The organism is Nonomuraea longispora (genome assembly GCF_004348345.1).
GTDB lineage: Bacteria > Actinomycetota > Actinomycetes > Streptosporangiales > Streptosporangiaceae > Nonomuraea > Nonomuraea longispora.
The window spans coordinates 39968-64008 of the sequence record NZ_SMJZ01000002.1; the positions used below are offsets into that span (position 1 = coordinate 39968).

Below are 24041 nucleotides of genomic sequence, written 5' to 3' on the forward strand. Positions count from 1 at the left end.
GGTAGAGGAGTGCGGCGCATCTATCCCGACATACAGGACAACCCGGACATCGCGCAGGCGTACGCCTACCCCGGCGACCGGCCGTGGCTGCGCGTCAACATGGTCGCCAGCACCGACGGCGCGGCCTGGCTGAAAGGCCGCTCGCGGGGGCTGTCGAGCAAGGGCGACCGGCGGATCTTCCAGACCCTGCGCGGGCTGTCCGACGTGATCGTCGCCGGCGCGGCGACCGTCCGCACCGAGGGCTACGGCCCCGTGCCGCCCCGCGACTGGTGGGCCGAGCTGCGCGAGGGCCGGCCCGAGGTGCCGCCGATCGCCGTCGTCACCCGCAGCCTCGGCTTCGACCTCGACGCCGAGCTGTTCACCGACGCTCCCAGCCGCACCATCGTGATCACCTGTGAGTCCGCGCCCCACGAGCGTCGCAAGGCGGCGGCCAGGCACTGCGACCTGATCGTCGCCGGCGACGACGAGGTCGACCTTCCGCTGGCCATGGCGGAGCTGCACCAGCGCGGGCTGACCAAGGTGTTGTGCGAGGGCGGCCCCCGCGTCAACGCGCAGTTGTCGGCCTGCCGGCTGATCGACGAGCTGTGCCTGTCGATCAGCCCGATGCTCGTCGGGGGCGGCGCCGCGCGCATTCTCAACGGCGAGCCCGCCCGGGTTTCACTCGATCTCAGCCAGGTGCTGGAGGAGGAGGGCGTCCTCTTCTGCACATACACGAGGGAGCAGAGCAGATGAGCGAACCCGTCATCGCGGCCGAGGAGGAGCCGGAGCCGGTGCCCAACCTGCCGGTGCGCCCGCCGGTGCCACCGATGCTGGCCAAACCGGTCAAGACCATGCCGAAGCAGAACGGCACGCTTTTCTACGAGCCGAAGTGGGATGGCTTCCGCTGCATCATCTTCCGCGACGGCGACGAGGTCTATCTGGGCAGCCGCAAGGAGCGGCCGTTCACCCGCTACTTCCCCGAGCTGGTCGAGGCGGCCAGGGCCGAGCTGCCCGACGGGTGCGTGGTCGACGGCGAGATCGTGTTGCCGATGGGCTCCCAGCTCGACTTCGACGCGTTGCAGCAGCGCATCCATCCCGCCAAGTCGCGGGTGACGATGTTGTCGGAGCGCACGCCGGCCCAGTTCATCGCCTTCGACCTGCTGGCACTGGGCGACGAGTCGCTGATGGAGGCGCCGTTCTCCGAACGCCGTGCCCGGCTGGAGACTCTCTTCCCCGCCAGGGGCGGGTCCATCCGGCTGACGCCGGTCACGACGAGCGACGAGCAGGCGCACGAGTGGTTCGAGACGTTCGAGGGCGCGGGGCTCGACGGCGTCATCGTCAAACCGGGCGACCAGCCCTACATCCCCGACAAGCGCACCATGTTCAAGGTCAAGCACGAGCGCACGGCCGACGTCGTCATCTGCGGCTACCGCGAGCACAAGTCGGGGCCGATCGTGGGGTCGCTGCTGCTCGGCCTCTACGCCGACGACGGCCGGCTGCACCACGTGGGCGTCGCGGCGTCCTTCCCCATGGCCCGAAGGGCCGAGCTGGTCGAGGAGCTCAGGCCCTACCACGCGGAGCTGAGCGAGCACCCGTGGGGCCACTGGGCCGAGCAGGCGGCTGCCAACATCGGCGAGCCGGCCGCCGGGCCCGCGAGGGGCGGGCAGCGGGTGCCCGGCGCGGTGTCACGGTGGAACGCCAAGAAGGACCTGTCCTTCATCCCGTTGCGGCCGGAGCTGGTGATCGAGGTGGCCTACGACCAGATGGAGGGTGACCGGTTCCGGCACACCGCGCAGTGGCGGCGGTGGCGACCCGATCGCACGCCCGAATCGTGCACGTACGAGCAGCTTGAGCGTCCAGTTAGTTACAACCTCGACGACATCCTTGCCCGCTAACCGAATATCCCGTTATATCTCGATACATGAGTACTGGCGATGAGCTGAAGGCAGCCATGTCCGCCCGCCGCGATCTCGGGCCCGACTTCGAAGACGCCGTCGTGGAGTCCTTCCTCGACAAGATGGGCCAGGAGATCGACCGGCGGGTGGACGAGCGCCTGGCCGCGTCGCCGCAGGGCCGGCAGGCGGCCCGTTCCGGCCCCAATGACGCACAACGACTGGCCCTGGCCATCGTCTCCCTCAGCCTGGGCACGGTGATCACTCTGGTGCTCGTGCTGGCCGGAGCCGGCGGGTCCTACCTGATCCCGATCTGGCTCGGCATCATCATCGTGAACGCCATCTTCAACGGCTCCCGGGGCAAGGGCTAGCGCGGCTGTGGGGCCATGCCGCCGCAGGTCTTGAGGCACTGATCGCTCACGCCGACGCCGGCGCTAGGCCAGCCAGATGAGCCCGGCGAACCTGCCTCCCGGCTGTTCCCGGCGGTGGGAGTAGAGCTCCTCCGACTCGATCGTGCAGCGCGCGTCATGGCGCACGTCCGACAGCCCCGCCGCCCGCAGCTGGGCCTCGATCCCCGCACGCAGGTCGAGCGCGGGCGTCTGCCACGACGTCGTCGACCAGGTCTGCGGCATCCTGGCCGCCACCCGCTCACGCAGGTCGGCCGGCACTTCGTAGCAGCGGCCGCAGGCCCCGGGCCCGATCAGGGCGACCATCCGCCCCGGGTCGGCGCCCTTGCCGGTCATCGCCTCCACCAGGGCGGTCGCGATGCCCGCTTCGGTGCCCGGACGGCCCGAATGCGCGGCGCCGACCATACGCGCCGTGGGGTCGGCCAGCAGCACCGCCGGGCAGTCGGCCCCGAGCGAGGCCAGCGCCAGCCCAGGCTCGGTGGTGAACACGCCGTCGAGCGCCGGCGGCTCGTCGCCGAACGGCTCGCTCACGAAGGCGACGTCGGCGCTGTGAACCTGGCGCATGTAGACCACGGCGCGCACCTGCAGCTCGGCCGCCAGGGCCGCGCGGTTGGCCCGCACGGCCGCCGGGTCGTCGCCGACCATCCCACCGAGATTGCGCGAACCGTAGGGCGGGGCGCTGACCCCTCCGTGCCGATCGGTGATGGCGACATGCACTCCAGGGGCCAGCAGCATGCCTCCGATCCTAGAGGCAGGGCCGGACGATCCATCGCGGAGGCAGGGCCGGACGACCCGTCCTGGAGGCAGGGCCGGGTTGTGGGAGGCTCCCGCTGCTCGGCCGGTGGGTGAGCTACGGTGGCAGTGATCTGCGGCACGACCCGCCTCCGCGCCGCTGGGCGTGTGACGACCAGGGCGGCGCCGGCCGGCGCGCAGCCACGCGGAAGGAGACCTCGATGACCAGCCTTGCCGACCTGCACGCGCTGATGGCCCGGCTCGGGCATCCGGTGGCGCAGGCCGCCGTTCCTTCGGTGTCCCGGTTCGCGGACGGCCCACCTTACCGGTTCGAGATTCCCAGCGTTGAGGGGCCCGAGGTGCTGGAGGCGGTGGTCGCCGAGGCCGACAGGCTGAACGTGCCGGTCGCCAGGACGTCGCAGGGCAGCGGCGTGATGATGCTGACCGATGCCGAGATCACGCAGATGGCGCGCATCGGCGCCGAACGCGGCATCGAGGTGAACCTGTTCCTCGGTCCGCGGGCTGCCTGGGACACGGGCGGGCAGGCCAAGCTGACGCAGGCCGTGGCCGCGGCGGCGCGCGGGAACACCATGGTGGCGGCGTGCGTGGCCGACGCCCTGCGGGCCTGCTCGCTGGGCATCCGCAGCCTGCTCGTCGGCGACCTCGGCGTCCTGGACGTGCTGCGGCGGCTCAAGGAGGACGGCACGTTGCCGGCCGGTCTGGTGCTGAAGACGTCCGTGCTGATGCCGCTCACGAACGCGCCCACCGCGGCGGTCTACGAGCGGCTGGGCGCGACCACGGTCAACGTCGGCACCGACCTGACCGTGCCCCACCTGGCCGAGGTCAGGGCCGCCACCAGGCTGCCGATCGACCTCTACCTGGAGGTGCCCGACGACCAGGGCGGGTTCGTACGCTTCTACGAGGCGGTCGAGATCATCCGCGCCGCGGCCCCCGTCTACCTCAAGATGGGGCTGCGCAACGCCCCGAACATCTACCCGTCGGGTGGGCACCTCGGCGTGATCCCGAAGGACCTGGGCCGCGAGCGGGTGCGCCGGGCGGCTCTGGTGCAGCGGCTGATCGAGCAGCTCGACCCCGAGCTGAAGCGTCCGGACGGCGGGCCCGCGGCCGACCTGGGCGTACCGGTGATCTGAGCGGATCGCGACCGGGCGCGCGTCCGGGCCGGGGTTCAGCGGTGGCTGCTCGGCGGGGCGGTCAGGTGTCGAACCGGTGGACCGTGAGCGGGCCGCCGCCCCAGCGGCCGATCGCCTCCTCGTCGGCGAAGGCCAGCACGCGCATCATGTTGCCCCCGTCGCTGAGCTCCACGTTGCGGCGCAGTCTGCGGCGCAGGTCCTCCGGCAGGGCGGTGGTGCCCGCCTCGATCGTGTCACCGTAGTGCGGGGCGAAGGCCACTCCCGCGAAGCCGGTGCGGCGCAGCAGCGTGGGCACGGTCTCGGACGAGTAGAACATCAGGTGGTTCTTGGTGAAGCCGCTCCACTCGCTCCCATACGCCTTGAGCAGCAGTGACCGCGCGTTCACCGTCAGGATGAGCAGCACCCCACCGGGCGCGAGCAGGCTGCGGAACTTCGCGAAATCGTCCAGCGGCCTGGGCAGGTGGGCGAGCACCGACCATAGCGTGATCACGTCGAACCCGCCGGCGGCGATCTCCGGTACGTCCTCGGGCGCGCCGTGGAAGGTCCTGGCCTTGCTCAGCCGTTCGTTCGCCTGGGCGACGGACTCGGGTGACAGGTCCACCCCGAAGGACTCGAACCCGCGCTGCTCGGCCAGTTCCAGGAAAAGGCCGACACCCGAGCCGAAGTCGAGCAGCCGGCGTTCCTTGCCCTCGTCGAAGACCGGCGAGAACGCCTTCATGGTCAGGTCGTAGCGGCGTTGCCGATTGGCGGCGTACTTGCCGGTCAGGAAGGAGTTGTAGCCGGTGGCGTACAGGTCGCCGAGGCGTTCGGGGCGCACGTTCGGGTTGCGGTAGAGGAAGCCGCAGGAGGGGCAGCGTACGACGTGGTAGCGCCAGCCGTTGCCGCCGGTGGGCTCGAAAAGCGGCTGCTGGCGAGACTCCCCGCACATCATGCAGCTCAGGAACTCCTCGATCTCGCCCAGGGGCCTGCTGCGCTCGTAGTCGGCCAGCGCCATGACGGGCGCGCTTCTGATCAGCCGCTTCCACTGCGCCTCTCTGATCAGCCGTTCCCCGGGCCGGACGTAGACGCGCTGCCCCCAGGGAACGCGGTTGTAGCGCTTGCCGTACATCAGCCGGCCCAGCAATCTTTTCGTCATCTCCACCACCCTGCGGGCGTTCTGCCCTCACAGAGACGACGTAATGCATCCAGTTTCGCGCGCTTTACGGGATCTTTGGCGTACGTACCTTCCGTCCGATGCGCTGGCCCCCGTATCCAAGCAAGCATATGCTTGGGCTCGTGGCTGACTTCCGTAACCTCATCGGCGGCGAGCTGGTGGCCGCCACCCGGACGATCGACTCGGTGAACCCGGCCACCGGCGAGGTCTGGGCCCGCGTCCCGGCCGGCGGCGCCGCCGAGGCGCAGGCCGCCGTGACCACGGCCACGCAGGCGTTCCCCTCCTGGTCCGGCCGACCCGCGGCGGCCAGGGCGCGCGTCCTGCGCAAGGTCTCCGAGGTGTTCGGCCGTCACGCCGAGGAACTGGCCCGGCTGGAGACCCGCGACAACGGCAGGATCCTGCGCGACACGCTCAAACGGGACCTGCCGGGCATGGCGTACCTGTGGCAGCTCGCCGCCGGGCAGTGCCTCGACGCGGTCAAGGGCGACACCGTCATCCTCGGCCCCGACACGCTCGGGCTGACCCGGCGGGAGCCGTACGGCGTGGTGGTCTGCATCATCCCGTGGAACTCCCCCATCTCGACCTTCTCGGCCAAGGCCGCGTACGCGCTGGCGGCCGGCAACACGGTGATCGTCAAACCCGCCGAGCAGGCCGCCGCGTCCGTGCTGCGGCTCGGCGAGCTGCTGGCGGACGTGTTCCCGCCCGGCGTGCTGAACATCGTCAGCGGCCTCGGCGAGGACGTCGGCGACGCCCTGGTACGCCACCGCGGCGTCGGCAAGGTCAGCCTCACCGGCTCGACGGCCACCGGCCAGGCGATCACGCGGGCATCGGCCGACTCGCTGAAGCCGCTGACGTTCGAGCTGGGCGGCAAGTCGCCCAACATCGTCTTCCCCGACGCCGACCTGGACGCGGCGGCGAAGGGCGTGACGGTCGACTCGGTGTACACCGGCAACGCCGGCCAGGTGTGCGTGGCCGGCTCGCGCATCCTCGTCCACCACTCGATCTGGGACGAGATGCTCGGCCGCATCCAGCACATCTGCGCGGACCTCGTCCTGGACGACCCGCTCGACCTGCGGACCACGATGGGGCCGATCGTCTCCGCCGGCCAGTACGAGCGCGTGACGTCGTACCTCGAACTGGCCGCGAAGGAAGGCGCCGAGCTCGTCTTCGGCGGCCGGACGGGCGCCGACGTGGTGCCCGGGCTGCCCGGCGGCTACTGGGTCGAGCCCACCCTCTACACCACCACGGACAACTCGCTGCGTGTCTGCCAGGAGGAGGTCTTCGGGCCGGTGGCGGTGGCCATCCCGTTCGGTTCCGACGAGGAGGCGCTGGCCATCGCGAACGACTCACCGTACGGGCTGGCGGCCGGCGTGTGGACCCGCGACCTGGGCCGCGCCCACCGCTTCGTCCGCGATCTGCGCAGCGGCACCGTCTGGGTGAACACCTTCCGCCAGATGCCTCCGGGGCTCCCGTTCGGCGGCGTGAAGGACAGCGGGTACGGCCACGACGCGGTGCTCGAGTTCACCCGCGAGAAGGCGGCCATTATCCAGATCTAGTTGGATAGATTTACCTCCCATGAGCGAGGGGATCAAGGAACAGTCCAGGCTGTCGGAGGCGGCGGCGCAGTCGCGCGCGGCGGTGCTGCGCAGCCGCGCGGAGTCGTACATCGCACTGTCGCGGCACGACGCCGCGATCGCGGACCTGACGGAGTCGATCGCGCTGGTGCCGGACAACGCGCGCGCGTGGCGGCTGCGCGGCGAGAGTCACCGCGTCACCGAACGGTACGAGGCCGCGCTGGAGGACTTCGACGAGGCGCTGAAGCTCGAACCGGACAGCGCGTACGCCCTGGGCTCGCGCGGCCAGACCTACGCGGCGCTCGCCCGCCTCGACGAGGCCATGGCCGACTTCGAGCACGCGCTGACCCTCACCCCCGACTCGTTGTGGATCCTGGAGGCGAAGGCGGACGTCCTGGTGGACCTGGACCGGCTCGACGAGGCGCTGGCCGAGCACGCCAAGATCATCTCCTTGGACGAGGACCTGGCGTACTCGTGGGTGGCCCGCGGCGACCTCTACCAGCGCATGCAGCTGTACACCGAGGCCATCGACGACTACACGAAGGCGCTGGAGGCCGACCCCGCCTACGTACGGGCGCTGAGCAGGAGGGGCGAGGCGTACCGCATGACCGACCAGTATGACGAGGCGCTGGCCGACCTGAACCGCGCGCTCGAACTGGACCCGGGCAACGACCGCGCCTACGGCAGCCGCGGCGCGGTGCTGAGCGAGATGGGCAACGACGAGGCGGCGCTCGAGGACCTGGACCGGGCGATCGAGCTGGACGCCGGCTACATCTGGGCGTACCGCGTGCGCGGGGAGATCCTCCAGGAACTGGACCGCCATGAGGAGGCCGTCGCCGACTTCTCCCAGGCCCTGCACCTGGAGTTCGGCGACTGAGTTCGGCGACCGGTTCGGTCAGCGCGGGTCGCGGCGCAGCGGATGGCCGGGCGGCACCTGCACCAGCACGATGCGGTGGCCGTCGGGGTCGGCGACCCACGCCTCGATGAGCCCCCACGGCTCGGTGCGCGCCTCGCGCAGGACGTCCACCCCCGCCTGCCGCAGCCGCTCCTGCTCGACGGCGACGTCACGCACCTGCAACCAGAGCGAAGCCCCCGCGCCCGCGCCGTCGCCCGCGCCGCCGGAGAGCTCCAGGAACCCCTGGCCGAGGAAGAACACGACCCCCGGATGGTCGGGCGGGCCGAACTCGCGGTAGACGGCCAGGCCGAGCGTCTCGGCGTAGAAACGGCGGCTGCGGTCGAACTCGGTCGGCCGCAGCAGGATCCGGCTGCTCAGCACCTCCACGCCCGGCCTCTACCCACTCCGGCCGAGCGCACGCAGGGCCTCCGCACGAGTGGTGTACGGAGGCCCTGATCGCGACCCGTCAGAGGGCCAGCAGGGCGCTGACCGGCAGGCGGGTGTCGTACAGCGGGCGGATGGCGATGCGCAGCAGCGCCAGCGCGTTGTCGTCACCCGCGATGCGGTTGGCGCTCAGCTCACCGCAGGACCGGCAGAGATGGATGATCAGCCACTCACCGTCCTGCCGCACGCTGACGCTGAGCGCCGCCATCCGGCCCCGGCAGGCGGCCCGCCTGTCTCCGGGGATCCGGTGGTCGACGTGCAGGCTCGTCAGGCAGTGCGGGCAGTGGTTGCGGTGCGCGGTGCCCGGGGCGGTCATCGGCACGTCAAGGCGGCACCCGACGCAGCGGAACGCGTCGCCCCGGGCCTGATGGTGTGCCTTGCGCCGTTGCGGGCGTACCCGCTCCGCTTTCCTGCGCGGCATCACAGGTCGCCGAACGCTTCGAGCGGGAACGGCGGCTGCGCCAGCGGGCGTACGGCCATGCGCATGAGAATGAGCTGGTTGTCGTCCCCGCAGATGGGGTTGGACGTCAGCTCGCCGCAGCGGGTGCAGCGGTGGATGAGCATCCACTCCCCCGTACGCAGGACGGCGATCGAGATGGGGACCATCCGCGACCCGCACTCCGACGGGCCGCCGTCCACGTGGTCGAGCACGTGCTGCGAGTGCAGGCAGCTCGGGCAGTGGTTGCGGCGGGTGCCGTCGGGCGCGCTCGCGGTCACGGTCAGCCCGCAGCGCACGCACGGGAACGTCTCAGTGGTGGTGATGGAACGGTGGATGGACAACCTGGGTACTCCTTGCCGAACGGATCATGAAAGAGCAGCAAGGGTGCGCCGAGCGAGCCTCGCGGGCACGCGGCTGGTACGGCAGGCGGTCCGGCGGGTCAGGAGCTGACCTCAGAGGCGGAAGCCGCCCATGCCGTGGCGAGGCGCGCAAGGCGCGATGGCAGGCATTCGTCCCTCCACTTCCTGGGCCACAACGGCCCTGCAGACGTCGCTGTCCGGACGGAGCGAGCGTAACGAGCGTGAGGGGCGTTGGCGAATGGTTTTCGCCGGCCTGGATCCGTACGCACGGGCATCGGGCCGACCGAGGAACACCAGGCGCTCGGCGGCTCCCTACGGAGGTGCACCGAGGGGCTCGCGCCGCCCCCTGATCAGCTACCGGGACGGTACGGCGCCGCCAGGTGCGCGTACACGATCGTGTTGTCCTCATAGCTGTGCGCCCGCCGGTCGAACGCGCCGCCGCAGGTCACCAGCCGCAACCCCGGGTAGGGGAGCTTGGCGTAGACCTTCTTCGCGGGGAAGCGGCGCTTCGGGGTGTGCTCGACCCTGTCGACGACGAAGACGGCCACCGAACGGTCGGCGCGCAGCACCTGCACCTGGTCGCCGCGCTTGACGTCCTTGAGGCGCGCGAAGACGGCGGGGCCGGTCCTGGTGTCGAGGTGCCCGGTGATCACTGCCGCGCCGCGCCCGCCGGGGACGGGTCCGTAGCGGTACCAGCCGGCCTGGTTCGGTGGGTCGAACGGCGGGTTCTCGATGGCTCCGGCGGCGTCGAGGCCCAGCTCGATGAGCGGGGCGGCCACTCCGATGGACGGGATGTAGACGGCCGTGGGCCGGACGGCTCGCATGGGCTTGGCCACCTGGGACAGCGGCACGTCGGACAGCGGCACGTCCTTGAACGGCGCGCCGCCGGACGGGGCCGGCGGCTCCCGGCGTACGGTGGCGGCGGGCTCCGGGGTCATGATGCCGCTGAGCCCGAGGCCGATGAGCAGCACTCCCGCCAGCGACACCACGGTCGCCACCAGCACGATGGTGCGCTGTCCCGGCGCCCGGCCCCCCGTGGGTCCGGCCACCCTAGGCGACACCCTTGCGGCGGCGCACCGCGAGCCCGGCGAGCCCGGCTCCGGCGAGCAGCGCCGTCCCGCCGAGGGCGAACGGCCACACCGGCTCGCCGGACGCGAGCCCCCCGCCGCCGGTCTCCGGATGCCCCTTCGGCACGCGGTGCTCGTGTTCACTGGCCGGGCGCCAGGGTTCCCCTGATTCCACCGTCCTGGGCCAGGAGCCGCCCGGTTCGGGCTCGTGCGACCAGGAGGTGTCAGGCTCGTGATCGCCCGGCCGAGGCTCGGGCGCGGGTTCCTCGGGGGCCTCGTCGCACAGGATCGGCAGCGGGAGCAGGCAGGTGGGCAGCTCGACCGGCACCAGGTCGTCGGACGAGGCGGCGGCGGGGCCGAGGCCCATCGCCAGGCTCGCGCCCGCGACCGCGAAGGCGGTCATCGCGCCGGCCACGAGACGTCGCGCTCTTGCCATGGAAAGGCTCCAAGATCGGTTGGACGTCCCCCGATACACAAGAGAGCCTTGCGAACTATTAGATCCTGAGTCAAGTTATGTGATCGAAGTGAAACCGACCGGACACAGAGGGTTTGGGCTCGTCTTCAGGTGGCAGAAGAGAAGGCCGCACAGGGACGAAGGTCAGGGGTGAGCCGCCGTGAAGGGCAGCCTGCAGTTCATCGGCAACGCGACCGTGCTGATCCGCTACAACGGCTTCACGCTGCTGACGGATCCCAACTTCCTGCACCGGGGACAGTTCGCCTACCTGGGCTACGGCCTGGTCTCACGCCGCCTCTCCGACCCTGCCGTCCCGATCGAGGAGCTGCCGCCGCTCGACGCGGTGGTGCTGTCCCACATGCACGGCGACCACTGGGACCGGGTGGCGCGCAGGGGACTGGACAGGGCGACGCCGATCGTCACGACGAGAGCGGCGGCCGGCCGGCTGCGACGCGGCGGCTTCCGGGCGAGCGTGGGGCTGGAGGAATGGCAGCAGCACGAGCTGCACGGCCCCGGCGGCACGGTGCGACTCACCGCACTGCCCGCCAGGCACGCGCCGGGCCCGGCCGAGGCGCTGCTGCCGCCCGTGATCGGCACGATGCTGGAGTTCTGCAACCAGGACGAGCGCGTGGAGCTGACCATGCACATCAGCGGCGACACCCTGCTCGACCGCCGCCTCGACGCGATCCCGCGCCGCTTCCCCGACATCGACCTGGCCGTCGTGCACCTGGGCGGCACGAAGCTGCTCGGCACGCTGCTGGTCACCATGGACGGCGAGCAGGGGGCCGCGTGGGTGGACCTGATCCACCCGCACACGGTAGTGCCCGTGCACTACGACGACTACACCGTCTTCTCGTCCCCGCTCGACGACTTCCGCCACCACATCGAGCGGGCCGGGCTGTCGGACAAGGTCGTCTACCTGGGCAGGGGCGAGGTGCGCGAGCTGGCCCCGCACCAGCTCCTGCGCTGACCCGTCGCCACGCGCCCGCACGACTGCACGCGGTGGACGCCGTCCGCGCCCCCCGGACAACGCGCCCGCGTCTACTCCTCCTTGCCGGACCTGGCCCGGCTCGGCTGCACCCGCATCGGCTCGCCCGGCATCTTCGGGTAGTTGGGCGGGTAGGGCATGTCGCCGCGGTCGTCCTCGGCGAACAGGTCGAGCAGCGGCTCGATGGAGTGGGCGCGGTCCTCGACGGCCGCGTGCACGTCGCCCAGCTCGGCGAAGCGGGCCGGCACCGTGCGCAGGTCGAAGTCGCGCGGGTCGGCGTCGGCCAGCTCGTCCCAGGTGAGCGGCGTCGAGACGGGCGCGTGCGGCTTGGCCCTGACGGAGTAGGCGCTGACCACCGTACGGTCTCTGGCGTTCTGGTTGTAGTCGATGAAGACCCGCTCGCCGCGCTCCTCCTTCCACCACGCCGTGGTCACCAGGCCGGGGTCGCGCTCCTCCACGGCCCTGGCCAGGGCGATGCCGGCGTGGCGCACCTGGATGAAGTCCCAGCGCGGCTCGATGCGCACGGCGATGTGCGCGCCGCGGTTGCCCGACGTCTTGACGAACCCGTCCATCCCCAGGCCGGCCAGCACCTCGCGGGTGAGGAAGGCCGCCTTGCGCGCCGCGTCGAACTCGAGCCCAGGCTGTGGGTCGAGGTCGATGCGCAGCTCGTCGGGGTGCTCCACGTCGTCGGCGCGCACCTGCCACGGGTGGAAGTCGATGGTGCCGAGATTGGCGCAGTAGGCGATGGCGGCCACCTCGGTCACCAGCAGCGACTGGGCGGTGCGCCCGCTCGGGAAGGTCACCGTCACCGACCGGAGCCAGTCGGGATGCCGGGGCGGCATGCGCTTCTGGTAGATCGCGTCGGTCTGCACGCCGTCGGGGTGGCGCTTCAGGTTGGTCGGCCGGTCCTGGAGCGCCCTCAGCGCTCCCTCGCCGACGCTCACGTAATATTCCACCAGCTCCCGCTTGGTGGCGCCGATCCCAGGAAAATAGACCTTGTCTGGGTTGGTGACCTTGACGGTCCGCTCCCCCACCTCGAGTTCTATGTACGGCGATGCCATGCCACAGAACCTACTCCCCTCCTCCGACAAGGCGGGGTGGGCCCGTCCCGGAGCCTCCTCGGTGGCGGGACCGAGGGCTCGACGGGACGGACCGCCAGACCGTCCGCCGCCGTTCCGGGCGCTGGCGCGCCACCCGGCCGGCCGTGTCGATCCTCCGGCGGCGCCAGCACGGGCGTGGGCTGTGCCGCTCGGCGGGATCCGCGGACGATCTCACCCCTTGGCAGGAGGCGATGAACACCCCCTTGCCGACAAAGACGCGAATTCGCACCAGAATGGATGCTTCCCCGGCGGAGATCTCTTTTTGCCGGAAGTCGTACTCTGGAGACATGGACAAGGTCGTCAAGAGCGAGGCCGAGTGGCGGGCACAGTTGTCACCCGAGGAGTACCAGGTCCTCAGGGAGGCCGGGACCGAGCGCCCGTTCACGGGGGAATACGTCGACACCAAGACCGAAGGGGTCTATTCGTGCCGCGCCTGCGGTGCGGAGCTCTTCCGGTCCGACACCAAGTTCGAGTCGCACTGTGGCTGGCCGAGCTTCTTCGAGCCGTCCGACTCGGATGCGGTGAAGCTCATCGAGGACCGCAGCCTCGGGATGGTGCGTACGGAGGTACGCTGCGCCCAATGTGACTCGCATCTGGGGCATGTGTTCCACGGCGAGGGTTATGCGACGCCGACAGATGACCGGTACTGCATCAACTCGATCTCCCTTACCCTTGTACCCAAGGGGTGATCGGATCACGACAGTGCGTGCCGATCGCCTCCACGGGGTAGGAGAATCGTGTGCGTCTTGTCCATCTTCGCCACCGCTGGGTGACGATCGAGACCATCGGACGCGTGGTGACGCAGCGGTGCGAACGGTGCGCCAAGACCCGGGTGCGGGTCCGCTAGCCCGGCGCCCGCTCAGCCCGGGGCCGGATAGGTGATCCGGCAGCTGGTGTCGGAGGGTCCCAGGATGTTGGCCAGCACCGGGTTGCCGTTCTCCCCGAACTCCGCCTGCACGAACACCACGGGGCGGTCCACCCCCCGGGCGCGCAGGTAGGCGAGGCCGCGCTCGCAGAGCGTAAGGGCGGTGGCGGAGTTCCCCGCCGACTCCGGCAGATCCGTGTAGATCCGCAAATATCCGCCGACCATGCGGATGTCCTTGAGCCGCTTCAGCGCCTTGTCGTCCGCGCCCCAACGCGTACGGAAGAACTCCGCCGCCTCGCGGTCCGTGTGCCGCGACGGCCCGTCGGCGCGGTGCCCCGCGGTGTCACCCGTCTCCGGGTCGCCCGCCACGTCGGCGCCCGCCACGTCAGGGTCGCCCGTGCCCGCCACCAGCCCCGGCTCGGCAGCCTCCGGGCTCGCGGCTCCCGCTTCGCGACCGGCGGCGCCGGTGGCCCTGGGCCGCGCGGGCGTGCGTACCTCACGTGAGGTGACCCGCGCGCCGGCCTCCGCGGTCGCGCTCGCCCCCGCGCCGGACCGGCCGGGCGACGAGCCGCTTCCCCGTTCCACGGTCGTCCGCGTGGATGGTGGCGTGGGGCCGTCCGCGGCGGTGGACGGCCCGGCGGAAATGGCGGTCAGCGCGCCGCCGAAGGCCTGGTTGACAGCGAGCAGCGCGGCGGCCCCCAGCGTGATCGCGCCCGCCAGCAGCCCGCGCCTGTGGGTGCGGCGCCGGTGGCGCAGTCCGCGCCTGCGGACCGCCCGGTGCCCGGGTCGACTCCAAGCGTGTCGGCTCCGGGCGTGCGCCGCCGCGTGACGGCCGGCCGCGCGCCGCCGGCCGGACCTGCCCGACTCGTCCACCCCGCCTCCCTGCCCGGACCCGCACGGATCCGCCGATGGGACGTACCGGCCCCGCGCACGCCCGACGAACTGGGGTTTTCCCTGATTGTGACAAGGCGGCCCGTGCAAAACAGGTGGATCGCCGACTCGGGTCTTGATCTTTTCCGGCGGGCGCGTTCAGGGAAGGGCGGCGACGAGCTCCTGCACCGGCTTGCGGGCCCCGGTGTAGAACGGGATCTCCACCCGGGTGTGCCTGCGGGCCTTCGCGCCGCGCAACGTGCGCATCAGGTCGACGATCCTGTGCAGTTCGTCGGCCTCGAACGCCAGCATCCACTCGTAGTCGTTGAGCGAGAAGCACGCCACCGTGTTGGCCCGCACGTCGGGATAGTCGCGCGCCATCCTGCCGTGCTCGGCCAGCATCGCCCGCCGCTCGGAGTCCTCCAGGAGATACCACTCGTACGAGCGGACGAACGGGTAGACGCTCACGTAGGCCCGCGGCTCCTCCTCGGCGAGGAAGGCCGGGATGTGCGACTTGTTGAACTCGGCCGGCCGGTGCAGCGCCATCGCCGACCAGACCGGCCTGCTGTGCCGGCCGAGCGCGGTGCGGCGGAACCCGGCGTAGACGTCCTGGAGGTCCTCGGGCGTGGGCGCGTGCCACCAGAACATGTAGTCGGCGTCGGCCCGGAAACCCGACACGTCGTAGACCCCCCTGGTCACGACGTCCTTCCCGGCCGCCTGGTCGAGCAGCTCGGTGACCTCGCGCGCGAGGCCGTCGCGGTCGCTCGGGCACGGCCCGGTCGCCTGGAAGACCGACCACATCGTGTAACGGATCACCTGGTTGAGATCGCGGGCCTTGAGCCGCGCGGCGCCCTCTGTCATGGTCCTCATTCTCCTCGCAGTGACAGGTGGTCCAGAATCTGGGCGGCCGCCGTACGCGCGGCGCCGACGCACGCCGGGACGCCGATGCCGTCGTAGGCCGCGCCGCACACGGCCAGCCCGGGCTGCACGGCCACCGCCGAGCGCACCCTGGCCACCCGGTCGAGGTGGCCCACGTTGTACTGCGGCAGCGCGCCTCCCCAGCGCGTCACCCGGCTGTCCACGGGCAGCCCGCGCACGCCCATCACGTCGCCCATCTCGGCCATGGCCAGCGACACCAGCTCGGTGTCCTCGCGCTGGAGCAGGTGCTCCTCGCCGATCCTGCCGATCGAGCAGCGCAGGATCACCAGGTCTCTCGCCAGGTGGGGCCACTTCACCGAGCTGAACGTGACCGCCTTGACCGGCCGGCCCTCCACGGGCGGCACCAGGTAGCCGCTGACGGCGGGCGGCTCGGGGAAGGCGTCGACCGGGTAGGCGAGCGTGACGACGGCCATGCTGGCGTAGTCGATCCTGGCCAGCTCGTTCGCCGCCTTGGGCGCCTCGTGCCCGAGCAGCCGGCTCGCCGCGGGCCCCGGCACGGCCACGATCACCGCGTCCGCCTCGATGGCCTCGGGCCTTGGCACGGGGCCCGTCACGAGCCGCCAGCCGTGCTCCGTCCTGTGCAGTTCGCGGGCGGTCACACCGGTCCTGACGTCGGCGCCGGACGCCTTCGCGACCGCCTCGGGCAGGCCGCCGACGCCGTTCTTGAGCGAGGTGAAGACGGGCCCCGCGTCCTTCGGCGCGTCCTCGACGAGCTGCCGGGCCGCGGACAACAGCGAGCGCTCAGAACGTGCCACGGCCGCCACGCGCGGCATCGTGGCCTCCAGCGACAACATGTCGGAACGGCCCGCGTACACGCCTCCGAGCAGCGGCTCCACCAGCCGCTCCACCACCTCCGAACCCATCCTGGCCCGGATGTAGGCGGCCACCGACACGTCGGTGCGCACCAGGGTGGGCGGCAGGAGTTGGTCGAGCGGCACGCGCAGCAGCCCGCCGGGCGAGACGATGCCGGACCTCGCCAGCTCGGCCAGGTCCGACGGCACGCCCATGACCTGGCCCTTCGGCAGGTGACGCAGCGTGCCCCTGGTGTAGACGGCCGAGCGCGTCGTGCCGGGGAACACCAGCTCCTCACCGAGCCCGACCGCCCTGGCCAGCTCGGCGCCCTCGGGCCGGCGGGCCAGCATGGCCTCCGCTCCCGCGTCGACGCTGACCCCGGCGACCTCCGAGGCGTACAGCTTGCCGCCGATGCGCGGCGAACCCTCGAGGACCGTCACCTTCACTTGCTCGCCGGCGCCCTGGCGGAGGTGCCAGGCGGCGGCCAGACCGGAGATCCCGCCACCGACCACGACCACGTGCGTCCTGTTCCCTTCCACGCCTCCCGACGCTACCGCCTGACGGCACCGCCCACCCGCCCGGGTAGGGGGACAACACAGCGAATCGGGGAGTGACGCCCCGGCCATGGGCTCCGCCCAGGCCCGGCCCGAGCAGCACGACGCCCGCCGGTCCCCAGAGCAGTCCACCGAGCGGTCCGGCTCGCAGGCGGACGGTGACGGCGTCGTCTCCGGCGTGACCGGTGCTGCCGTGGGTGGTCGCCCCGCTTCCGCTCGTCCTCCTGGTGGTCTATCTGGTACGCCGTGACCGCGCCGCGCGTACCCACGTCGTGTCCCCTCCCCGGGCCCGAAACCCGGCGGCCCGGACCCCACGGCCGCCTGAACAGCCGCCGGCTTGTCAGCTGTGGGGTGGGGCGGGTCAGGCCGCGCCGGATTCGTGGACGAGGTCGGTGAGGCGTCTGAGCTGGTGGGGGTCGGTCGAGGGCAGGACGCCGTGCCCGAGGTTGAACACGTGCCCCTCCGCCGCGCGCCCGCGCCGCAGCACGTCGCGGGCCTTGCGTTCGACGACGTCCCACGGCGCGAGCAGGATCGCGGGGTCGAGGTTGCCCTGCAGCGCCCTGCCGGGCCCGACCCGGCGGGCGGCCTCGTCGAGCGGCACCCGCCAGTCGACCCCCACCACGTCGGCCCCCGCCTCGCCCAGCACGCCCAGCAGCTCGCCGGTGCCCACGCCGAAGTGGATGCGGGGCACGTCCTGGACGCCTTCGAGAATGCGCCGGGTGTGCGGCAGGACGAACTCGCGGTAGTCGTCCGGCGCCACCGCCCCCACCCAGGAGTCGAAGAGCTGCACGGCCGAGGCGCCCGCCGCGATCTGGATGCGCAGGTGTTCCAGGACGATGACGGACAGGCGCTCCATGAGGGCGTGCCACAACTCGGGCGCGCCGTACATCATGGCCTTGGTCTTGTCGTGGTTCTTCGACGGGCCGCCCTCGATCAGGTAGGAGCCGAGGGTGAAGGGCGCGCCGGCGAAGCCGATCAGCGGCGTGCCGCCCAGTTCTCCGGTGAGCGCCTGGACGGCCTCGGTGACGTAGGGCACGTCGCCGGGCTCCAGCGGGCGCAGCGCGTCGAGGTCCTTGGCGTCGCGGACGGGGTCGGCCACGACGGGACCGACGCCCGGCTTGATGTCGAGGTCGATGCCGATGGCCTTGAGGGGGACGACGATGTCGCTGAAGAAGATGGCCGCGTCCACGCCGTAGCGGCGGACCGGCTGCATGGTGATCTCGACGATCAGCTCGGGCGTCGCGCACGCGGTGAGCATGGGCACGCCCTCGCGGACCTTGAGATATTCCGGCAGCGAGCGCCCGGCCTGGCGCATGTACCAGACCGGTGTGTGCGGGACGGGCTGACGGCGGCAGGCACGCAGGAACGCTGAGTCGGCGAGGTTCACCCCCCAAGCGTGCCACGACGGGGCACCGGTCCGGCCGGCAGGAGGGCGTACGGCGTGAGGCGGCGTACGGAGTGGTTCTGTGCCGGGTGACGGATTCCACGACACGACACGAAGCGACCGTGTCGGAAAAACATCCATTGGACCTAGCAAATCATGATCAGATAGCCAGATGAAGGTTTACCGGTCCGCTCGGCGCGGCATCCCACTCGGGTCGAACACACCCCATGCCCACCCAGAGAGCCGGTCTCGACTGAGCCAAATGTTCGCCAAGCAACCGCGCGGCATCGATTCAGCGACCACTTTCAGGACACGCCGAGCGCGTTGCGGGGAAATGTGAGCGGCTCGTGCCAACGTCGGAGCCACAACCCGAAGAAAGGCCCCGCTTCGATGACTCGTGCGATGCCCGCGTTGTGGAGTTTCCCAGAGCGCCGCAGTGAGTGTTGCCCGTCCTGTGCCGGTGTGCGCCCGTTCGAGCAGCCACCGTGTGCCGACGGGCACGAGCAGGGCGAGTGCCCCGAGTGGGCCTGCGCCGGGTGCGGCCACGCGATCCTGCTCGGCTCCGCCGAGTCCACCCGGCCCGTTCGCCAGCCTGTTACGGCAGCGGCTTGATCACTAAAGATGAGCACCCCCGTGGTCCCCTTCCGCCCGTCTTCGACCTACGCTTCGGCTATGACACTCGGTGACCAACCACCGCCCCCCGCCGAGTTCACGCGCGCGGCGGAGAGTCTGCGGCTGTGCGAGGTCCGGCCGGAGATCGAGCTCGAGGACCTGCCCGCGCCGCAGCGGCTGGCCCCCTACTCCGCCGCCATCGGCGCCTCGGTCTACCGCGACGACGACGAGCTCGCCGTGGGCCGACTGATCCTGCTCTACGACCCCGACGGCCAGCGCGGCTGGGAGGGCCCGTTCCGCCTGGTCGCCTACGTCAGGGCCGACATGGAGCCGGAGATCACCTCCGACCCGCTGCTCGGCCCCGTCGTCTGGAGCTGGCTGACCGAGGCGCTCGACGCCTACCAGGCCGGCTACTCCGCCGCCGGCGGCACGGTGACGCGAGCCGTGTCCGAGGGGTTCGGCAACAAGGCCGACGACCCGGTCACGACCGAGCTGGAGCTGCGGGCCTCGTGGTCGCCGGCGCAGGAGGACCTCTCCGGCCATGTCGCCGCCTGGTGCGACCTGATGTGCCTGGCTGCGGGAATGCCACCGCTCCCGCCCGACGTGGCCGCGCTGCCCCGCCGACATGACGACCAGACATGAGGCGCGCTCCGACGCCGGCCCGACCGGGCACGCACCACGTTTCCCCGCCTCGCTACGCTGGAATGCGCTTCCTCTCCGGCTGTGGGTCGGAGTAGCCACGGAAAAGGTCGAATGACAGAAGAACGCACAGTCGAGCCGCTGCTCGAACCCCGCGAAGGCATCCCGCCGGTCGTCGCGGACGCGGCCGGGCTGGCCACGGTCGTGGAGCGGTTCGCCGCGGGAGACGGCCCCGTCGCCGTCGACGCCGAGCGTGCCTCGGGCTACCGCTACGGCAACCGCGCCTACCTGGTGCAACTGCGCAGGGCCGGCGCCGGCACCGCGCTGATCGACCCGGTCGGCTGCCCGGACCTGTCCGCGCTCGATCGGGCCGTGGCCGACGCGGAGATCGTGTTGCACGCCGCCTCCCAGGACCTGCCGTGCCTCATGGAGCTGGGGTTCAGGCCGCGGGAGATGTTCGACACCGAGCTGGCCGGGCGGCTGCTCGGCTACGAGCGCGTGGGGCTCGGCACGATGGTCGAGACCGTGCTCGGGCTGCGGCTGGAGAAGGGCCATTCGGCGGCCGACTGGTCCACCAGGCCGTTGCCCGAAGACTGGCTGCGTTACGCGGCGCTCGACGTGGAGGTGCTGGTCGAGCTCCGCGACGTGCTCCACGAGCAGCTGGCGGAGAGCGGGAAGCTGGAGTGGGCGCGCGAGGAGTTCGCCGCCGTGCTCAACACCCCGCCGCCGGTGCCGCGGTCCGACCCGTGGCGCCGCACCTCGGGCATCCACAAGGTACGCAACGTACGCGCGCTGGCCATCGTGCGCGAGTTGTGGACCATGCGCGATCGCATCGCCCGCGAGGCCGACCTTGCGCCCGGCAGGGTGCTGCCCGACGCTGCGATCGTCACGGCGGCGCTCGAAGGACCCCGTACGAAGAAGGCATTGACCGAAATTTCGGCATTCACCGGGAGAAGTGCGCGACGGCACATGAGCGACTGGCTCGCCGCGGTGGCCAGGGCCCGCACGTTGCCCGACAGCCAGCTTCCCCAGCCCAGCACGCCGGGCGACGGGCCGCCGCCGCCCAACCGGTGGGCCGATCGCGATCCGGCCGCCGCCAAGCGGCTGGCGGCGGCGCGGGCGGTGGTTTCCACGCTGGCCGACGAGCTCCACATGCCGACGGAGAACCTGCTTCAGCCCGACGCCGTCCGCAGGCTGACCTGGGAACCGCCGGCCGAGATCACCGACGAGAGCGTGACCGCGCGGCTGCGAGAGCTCGGGGCGCGCGAGTGGCAGCTCTCACTCGCCGCCCACCCCATCGCCAAGGCGCTGGCCCGGCTGGAGCCGCGCGGCGAGCGCTGAGCACGGGCGGCTCCGAGCGGGGCCGCCGGCGGGCGTCCGGGCCTCCTGAGGGCCCGCGCCCCTTGACGCCTCGGGCCGCACAGCCGTACGGTTCGGGAAAGCGCTTTCCATCCGTTTGCCCTGAAGGGATCCTCATGAGCGTGCGCACCATAGGCGTCGTGATGAACGGCGTCACCGGACGAATGGGCTATCGCCAGCATTTGGTCCGCTCCGTTCTGGCCATCAACGAGCAGGGCGGTGTCGCGCTCTCGGACGGCGCAAAGGTCAGGCTCAAGCCCGTACTGGTCGGCCGTAATGCCGACAAACTTGCAGACATTGCTTCTAAACACAACATTTCGGATTTCACTACGGAACTGGATGCGGCCCTCGCCGACGACGACAACCTCATTTACTTCGACGCCCAGGTCACCAGCGCCCGCGTCAAGTCCGTGCTCAAGGCCATCGAGGCGGGCAAGCACATCTACGCGGAGAAGCCGACCGCCGAGTCGACCCAGGAGGCGCTCGCGCTGGCCGAGGCCGCCGCGGCCAAGGGCGTCAAGAACGGCGTCGTGCAGGACAAACTGTTCCTGCCGGGCCTGCTCAAGCTGAAGCGGCTGATCGACGGCGGCTTCTTCGGCCGGATCCTGTCGGTGCGCGGCGAATTCGGCTACTGGGTGTTCGAAGGCGACTGGCAGGAGGCGCAGCGGCCGTCGTGGAACTACCGGGCCGAGGAAGGCGGCGGCATCGTGCTCGACATGTTCCCGCACTGGCACTACGTGATGGAGAACCTGTTCGGCCGGGTCGAGTCGGTCTATGCCAGGGCGGTGACGCACATCCCCGCCCGCGTGGACGAGCAGGGCGCCACGTACCAGGCCACCGCCGACGACGCCGCGTACGGGATCTTCGAGCTTGCAGGCGGCGTCATCGCGCAGATCAACTCCTCATGGGCGGTCCGGGTGAACCGGGACGAGCTGGTCGAGTTCCAGGTGGACGGCACGCACGGCAGCGCCGTGGCGGGCCTGCGCAACTGCCGCGCGCAGCACCGCTCGGCCACCCCCAAACCCGTCTGGAACCCCGACCTGCCGGCCACGGCCCGCTTCCGCGACGGCTGGCAGGAGGTGCCGGACAACGCCGAGTTCGACAACGGGTTCAAGGTCCAGTGGGAGGCGTTCGTCCGGCACGTGGCGGAGGACGCGCCCTTCCCCAACGACTTCGCCTCGGGCGCCCGTGGCGTGCAGCTCGCCGAGCTGGGCATGCGTTCCAACGCCGAGGGCCGCAGGATCGAGGTGCCGCAACTGTGAGGATCGACCTGCCCGGCATCGGGGCGTACACCCTGAACGAGCGCACGTCCTGGCCGGCGCCGGACGCCCCGGCCACCAGCCGCGTCGTGTACGCCGCCGCGCACGTGGCGGCCGACCCGCTGGGCGACAACACGCCCGGCTCCCCCGCCGCCGTCGACTGGGAGGCCACCCTCCGCTTCCGCCACCACCTGTGGTCGTACGGAATGCGCGTCGCGGACGCCATGGACACCGCGCAGCGCAACATGGGCCTGGACTGGGCGGCCACCAAGGAGCTCATCCGCCGCAGCGCCGCCGAGGCGCGCACCGTCGGCGACCCCGCGACGCTGATCTCCTGCGGCGCGGGCACCGACCACGCGCCCCAGGCCACCGACCTCGGCACGATCACGGCCGCGTACGCCGAGCAGATCGAGACCGTGCAGTCCGCCGGTGCCGGTGTGATCATCATGGCCTCCCGGCAGCTCGCCCGCGCCGCGAGCGGCCCCCACGACTACCACCAGGTGTACGGCAAGCTGTTCGGCCTGGCGGACCGGCCGGTGATCCTGCACTGGCTGGGCGAGATGTTCGATCCGCAGCTGGCCGGCTACTGGGGCTCACGCGACGTGGCGGCGGCCACCGCGTCGTTCCTCGAACTCGTCCACGCGCACGCGCCCATGGTGGACGGCGTGAAGGTGTCGCTGCTGGACGAGGAGCACGAGGTGGGGTTGCGCGCCGCGCTGCCCGGCGGCGTCAGGCTGTACACCGGCGACGACTTCAACTACCCGTCGCTGATCAGGTCCGGCTCCCACGCGCTGCTGGGCATCTTCGACGCCATCGCCCCGGCGGCGGCGGCCGCGCTGCAGTCCCTCGACGCGGCCGCGGCCGCCCCTGACGACGCGGGCCGCGACCGGCTGCTGGCCTCGTACGACGAGATCCTGGCCCCCACCGTCCCGCTGTCCAGGAAGATCTTCGAGACGCCCACGTACCACTACAAGACCGGCATCGTCTTCCTGGCCTGGCTGAACGGTCACCAGGACGCGTTCGCCATGGTGAACGGCGCCCAGTCGGCGCGCTCGCTGCTCCACCTGTCGGAGGTGTTCCGCCTGGCCGACCAGGCGGGGCTGCTGACCGACCAGGAGCTGGCCGTACGCCGCATGAAGGCGCTGCTGGAGGTGAACGGACTGTGAGCCTGTCACTCAACCAGCGGACGACGCAGCGCTGGACCGTGGCCGAGGCCGTGGACGGATGCGTACGGCACGGGCTGGAAGCGGTCGGGTTGTGGCGGGAGGACGTCGCCGGGCAGGGCCTCGCGGAGAGCGTGAAGCTGGTCAGGGCGGCGGGGCTGCGTGTGTCGTCGCTGTGCAGGGGCGGATTCCTCACGGCCGGCGGGCTGCCGGGCGACGAGGGCCGCCGTGCCTTCGCCCGCGCGCTCGACGACAACCGGCGGGCCGTCGACGAGGCGGCCGAGCTGGGGGCGGCCTGCCTGGTGATGGTGGTGGGCGGCCTGCCGGGCGTGACCCCGGGCGAGCCGCTGCCGGCAGGCCTCCGGGACACGCGCGGCGCTCCGAGGGCGGGCGGCACGGGTGACGGTGGCGCGGGCGGCACCGGCGGCGGGAGTTACGGCGGCGTGGCGGCGGGCGGTTTCTCGCGGGACCTGGCCGGGGCGCGGGAGCGGGTGGCCGAGGCGCTGGCGGAGCTCGCCCCCTACGCCGGGGAGCGGGGCGTCAAGCTCGCCCTCGAGCCGCTGCACCCGGTCTACTGTCCCGACCGGGCCGTGCTGTCCACCCTCGGGCAGGCGCTCGACCTGAGCCTGGCCCACCCGGAGGAGCAGGTCGGCGTGGTGGTGGACACCTTCCACGTCTGGTGGGACCCGAGGCTGTCCGACGACATCGCCCGCGCGGGCCGCCGGATCGCCTCGTACCAGGTGTGCGACTACCTGCACCCGCTGCCCGCCGACGTGCTGCTCGGGCGGGGCATGATGGGTGACGGCGTGATCGCCTTCCCGCCGATCACGCAGGCGGTGCTGGCCGCCGGATACACCGGCGACATCGAGGTGGAGATCTTCAACGCCGACGTCTGGGCCGCCGACCCTGACGAGGTGGTGGCCACGATGAAGGCCCGCTACGAGGACGTGGTGCTCGCCGCCCGGTGAGCG

General features: G+C 71.5%; 25 protein-coding genes. 13 read left to right on the forward strand and 12 right to left on the reverse strand.

Annotation, left to right across the window (positions count from 1 at the left end):
* Positions 1-9 precede the first annotated feature (9 nt).
* The 3 genes from E1267_RS00985 to E1267_RS00995 are packed head-to-tail and all read left to right on the forward strand — an operon-like array spanning position 10 to position 2242.
* Positions 10-732, forward strand: coding sequence for a pyrimidine reductase family protein (locus tag E1267_RS00985; protein ID WP_132328656.1), 723 nt, complete (start codon positions 10-12; stop codon positions 730-732).
* A complete protein-coding gene (locus tag E1267_RS00990) occupies positions 729-1874 on the forward strand; it encodes an ATP-dependent DNA ligase (protein ID WP_132328658.1) in 1146 nt (381 codons plus the stop codon). The genes E1267_RS00985 and E1267_RS00990 overlap by 4 nt, the downstream gene beginning before the upstream one ends.
* 26 nt (positions 1875-1900) lie before the next feature.
* Positions 1901-2242, forward strand: a complete 342-nt coding sequence (locus tag E1267_RS00995; RefSeq protein WP_132328660.1) for a hypothetical protein — start codon at positions 1901-1903, stop codon at positions 2240-2242.
* A gap of 63 nt (positions 2243-2305) precedes the next feature.
* Here the strand turns inward: E1267_RS00995 and pgeF are convergent, their stop codons facing one another.
* Positions 2306-3013 (reverse strand): peptidoglycan editing factor PgeF, encoded by a 708-nt coding sequence (gene pgeF, locus E1267_RS01000; RefSeq protein ID WP_165959409.1) that lies wholly within the window; start codon positions 3011-3013, stop codon positions 2306-2308.
* A gap of 218 nt (positions 3014-3231) precedes the next feature.
* Between pgeF and E1267_RS01005 the strand changes: the two genes are divergently transcribed.
* Positions 3232-4161: a U32 family peptidase gene (locus E1267_RS01005; RefSeq protein WP_220449291.1), complete on the forward strand. Its 930-nt coding sequence runs from the start codon at positions 3232-3234 to the stop codon at positions 4159-4161.
* Positions 4162-4222: 61 nt separating this feature from the next.
* Here E1267_RS01005 and E1267_RS01010 read toward each other — a convergent pair whose 3' ends face one another.
* The gene (locus tag E1267_RS01010) at positions 4223-5296 is read right to left on the reverse strand and encodes a class I SAM-dependent methyltransferase (protein WP_132328662.1); all 1074 of its coding nucleotides are present in this window, start codon (positions 5294-5296) and stop codon (positions 4223-4225) included.
* Positions 5297-5436: 140 nt separating this feature from the next.
* On the opposite strand from E1267_RS01010, the gene E1267_RS01015 reads away from it, so the two are divergent.
* Positions 5437-6870 (forward strand): aldehyde dehydrogenase family protein, encoded by a 1434-nt coding sequence (locus tag E1267_RS01015; protein WP_132328664.1) that lies wholly within the window; start codon positions 5437-5439, stop codon positions 6868-6870.
* 19 nt (positions 6871-6889) lie between these two features.
* Positions 6890-7765, forward strand: coding sequence for a tetratricopeptide repeat protein (locus tag E1267_RS01020; RefSeq protein ID WP_132328666.1), 876 nt, complete (start codon positions 6890-6892; stop codon positions 7763-7765).
* 18 nt (positions 7766-7783) lie between these two features.
* Here E1267_RS01020 and E1267_RS01025 read toward each other — a convergent pair whose 3' ends face one another.
* From E1267_RS01025 to E1267_RS01045, 5 genes are all read right to left on the reverse strand, one after another.
* Positions 7784-8170 carry a VOC family protein gene (locus tag E1267_RS01025; RefSeq protein ID WP_132328668.1) on the reverse strand — a complete coding sequence of 129 codons (387 nt, stop codon included), beginning with the start codon at positions 8168-8170 and terminating at the stop codon, positions 7784-7786.
* Between the two features lie 79 nt (positions 8171-8249).
* Positions 8250-8648 (reverse strand): RNHCP domain-containing protein, encoded by a 399-nt coding sequence (locus E1267_RS01030; RefSeq protein ID WP_132328670.1) that lies wholly within the window; start codon positions 8646-8648, stop codon positions 8250-8252.
* A complete protein-coding gene (locus E1267_RS01035; RefSeq protein WP_132328672.1) occupies positions 8648-9007 on the reverse strand; it encodes an RNHCP domain-containing protein in 360 nt (119 codons plus the stop codon). Before E1267_RS01035 ends, E1267_RS01030 begins: the two co-directional genes overlap by 1 nt.
* A 368-nt stretch (positions 9008-9375) precedes the next feature.
* Positions 9376-10074: a class F sortase gene (locus E1267_RS01040; RefSeq protein WP_132328674.1), complete on the reverse strand. Its 699-nt coding sequence runs from the start codon at positions 10072-10074 to the stop codon at positions 9376-9378.
* Between the two features lies 1 nt (position 10075).
* Positions 10076-10528: a hypothetical protein gene (locus tag E1267_RS01045; protein WP_132328676.1), complete on the reverse strand. Its 453-nt coding sequence runs from the start codon at positions 10526-10528 to the stop codon at positions 10076-10078.
* 178 nt (positions 10529-10706) lie between these two features.
* On the opposite strand from E1267_RS01045, the gene E1267_RS01050 reads away from it, so the two are divergent.
* Positions 10707-11516 (forward strand): MBL fold metallo-hydrolase, encoded by an 810-nt coding sequence (locus E1267_RS01050; RefSeq protein ID WP_132328678.1) that lies wholly within the window; start codon positions 10707-10709, stop codon positions 11514-11516.
* Between the two features lie 71 nt (positions 11517-11587).
* Here the strand turns inward: E1267_RS01050 and ligD are convergent, their stop codons facing one another.
* Entirely contained in the window at positions 11588-12595 is a 1008-nt protein-coding gene (gene ligD / locus E1267_RS01055; RefSeq protein ID WP_132328680.1) for a non-homologous end-joining DNA ligase, read from the reverse strand.
* 326 nt (positions 12596-12921) lie between these two features.
* Between ligD and msrB the strand changes: the two genes are divergently transcribed.
* Positions 12922-13323 carry a peptide-methionine (R)-S-oxide reductase MsrB gene (msrB, locus tag E1267_RS01060; RefSeq protein ID WP_132328682.1) on the forward strand — a complete coding sequence of 134 codons (402 nt, stop codon included), beginning with the start codon at positions 12922-12924 and terminating at the stop codon, positions 13321-13323.
* 170 nt (positions 13324-13493) lie between these two features.
* On the opposite strand, the gene E1267_RS01065 is transcribed toward msrB, so the two are convergent.
* The 4 genes from E1267_RS01065 to hemE all read right to left on the reverse strand — a co-directional run bounded on the left by E1267_RS01065 (position 13494) and on the right by hemE (position 18017).
* Positions 13494-14372 (reverse strand): hypothetical protein, encoded by an 879-nt coding sequence (locus E1267_RS01065; RefSeq protein WP_132328684.1) that lies wholly within the window; start codon positions 14370-14372, stop codon positions 13494-13496.
* Between the two features lie 156 nt (positions 14373-14528).
* Positions 14529-15239 carry a hydrogen peroxide-dependent heme synthase gene (gene hemQ, locus E1267_RS01070; RefSeq protein WP_132328686.1) on the reverse strand — a complete coding sequence of 237 codons (711 nt, stop codon included), beginning with the start codon at positions 15237-15239 and terminating at the stop codon, positions 14529-14531.
* Positions 15236-16639: a protoporphyrinogen oxidase gene (hemG, locus tag E1267_RS01075; RefSeq protein WP_246063321.1), complete on the reverse strand. Its 1404-nt coding sequence runs from the start codon at positions 16637-16639 to the stop codon at positions 15236-15238. The genes hemQ and hemG overlap by 4 nt, the downstream gene beginning before the upstream one ends.
* A 376-nt stretch (positions 16640-17015) precedes the next feature.
* Positions 17016-18017 carry a uroporphyrinogen decarboxylase gene (hemE, locus tag E1267_RS01080; protein ID WP_220449292.1) on the reverse strand — a complete coding sequence of 334 codons (1002 nt, stop codon included), beginning with the start codon at positions 18015-18017 and terminating at the stop codon, positions 17016-17018.
* A 693-nt stretch (positions 18018-18710) separates the two neighbouring features.
* Between hemE and E1267_RS01090 the strand changes: the two genes are divergently transcribed.
* The 5 genes from E1267_RS01090 (at position 18711) to E1267_RS01110 (ending at position 24038) form a co-directional block, all read left to right on the forward strand.
* Positions 18711-19292, forward strand: a complete 582-nt coding sequence (locus E1267_RS01090; RefSeq protein ID WP_132328692.1) for a DUF3000 domain-containing protein — start codon at positions 18711-18713, stop codon at positions 19290-19292.
* 111 nt (positions 19293-19403) lie between these two features.
* Positions 19404-20630 (forward strand): ribonuclease D, encoded by a 1227-nt coding sequence (locus tag E1267_RS01095; protein ID WP_132328694.1) that lies wholly within the window; start codon positions 19404-19406, stop codon positions 20628-20630.
* Positions 20631-20764: 134 nt separating this feature from the next.
* Complete coding sequence (locus E1267_RS01100) at positions 20765-21910, forward strand: Gfo/Idh/MocA family protein (protein WP_132328696.1); 1146 nt, start codon at positions 20765-20767, stop codon at positions 21908-21910.
* Entirely contained in the window at positions 21907-23073 is a 1167-nt protein-coding gene (locus E1267_RS01105) for a dihydrodipicolinate synthase family protein (RefSeq protein ID WP_132328698.1), read from the forward strand. The genes E1267_RS01100 and E1267_RS01105 overlap by 4 nt, the downstream gene beginning before the upstream one ends.
* Complete coding sequence (locus E1267_RS01110) at positions 23070-24038, forward strand: sugar phosphate isomerase/epimerase family protein (RefSeq protein WP_132328700.1); 969 nt, start codon at positions 23070-23072, stop codon at positions 24036-24038. Before E1267_RS01105 ends, E1267_RS01110 begins: the two co-directional genes overlap by 4 nt.
* Positions 24039-24041: the final 3 nt, after the last annotated feature.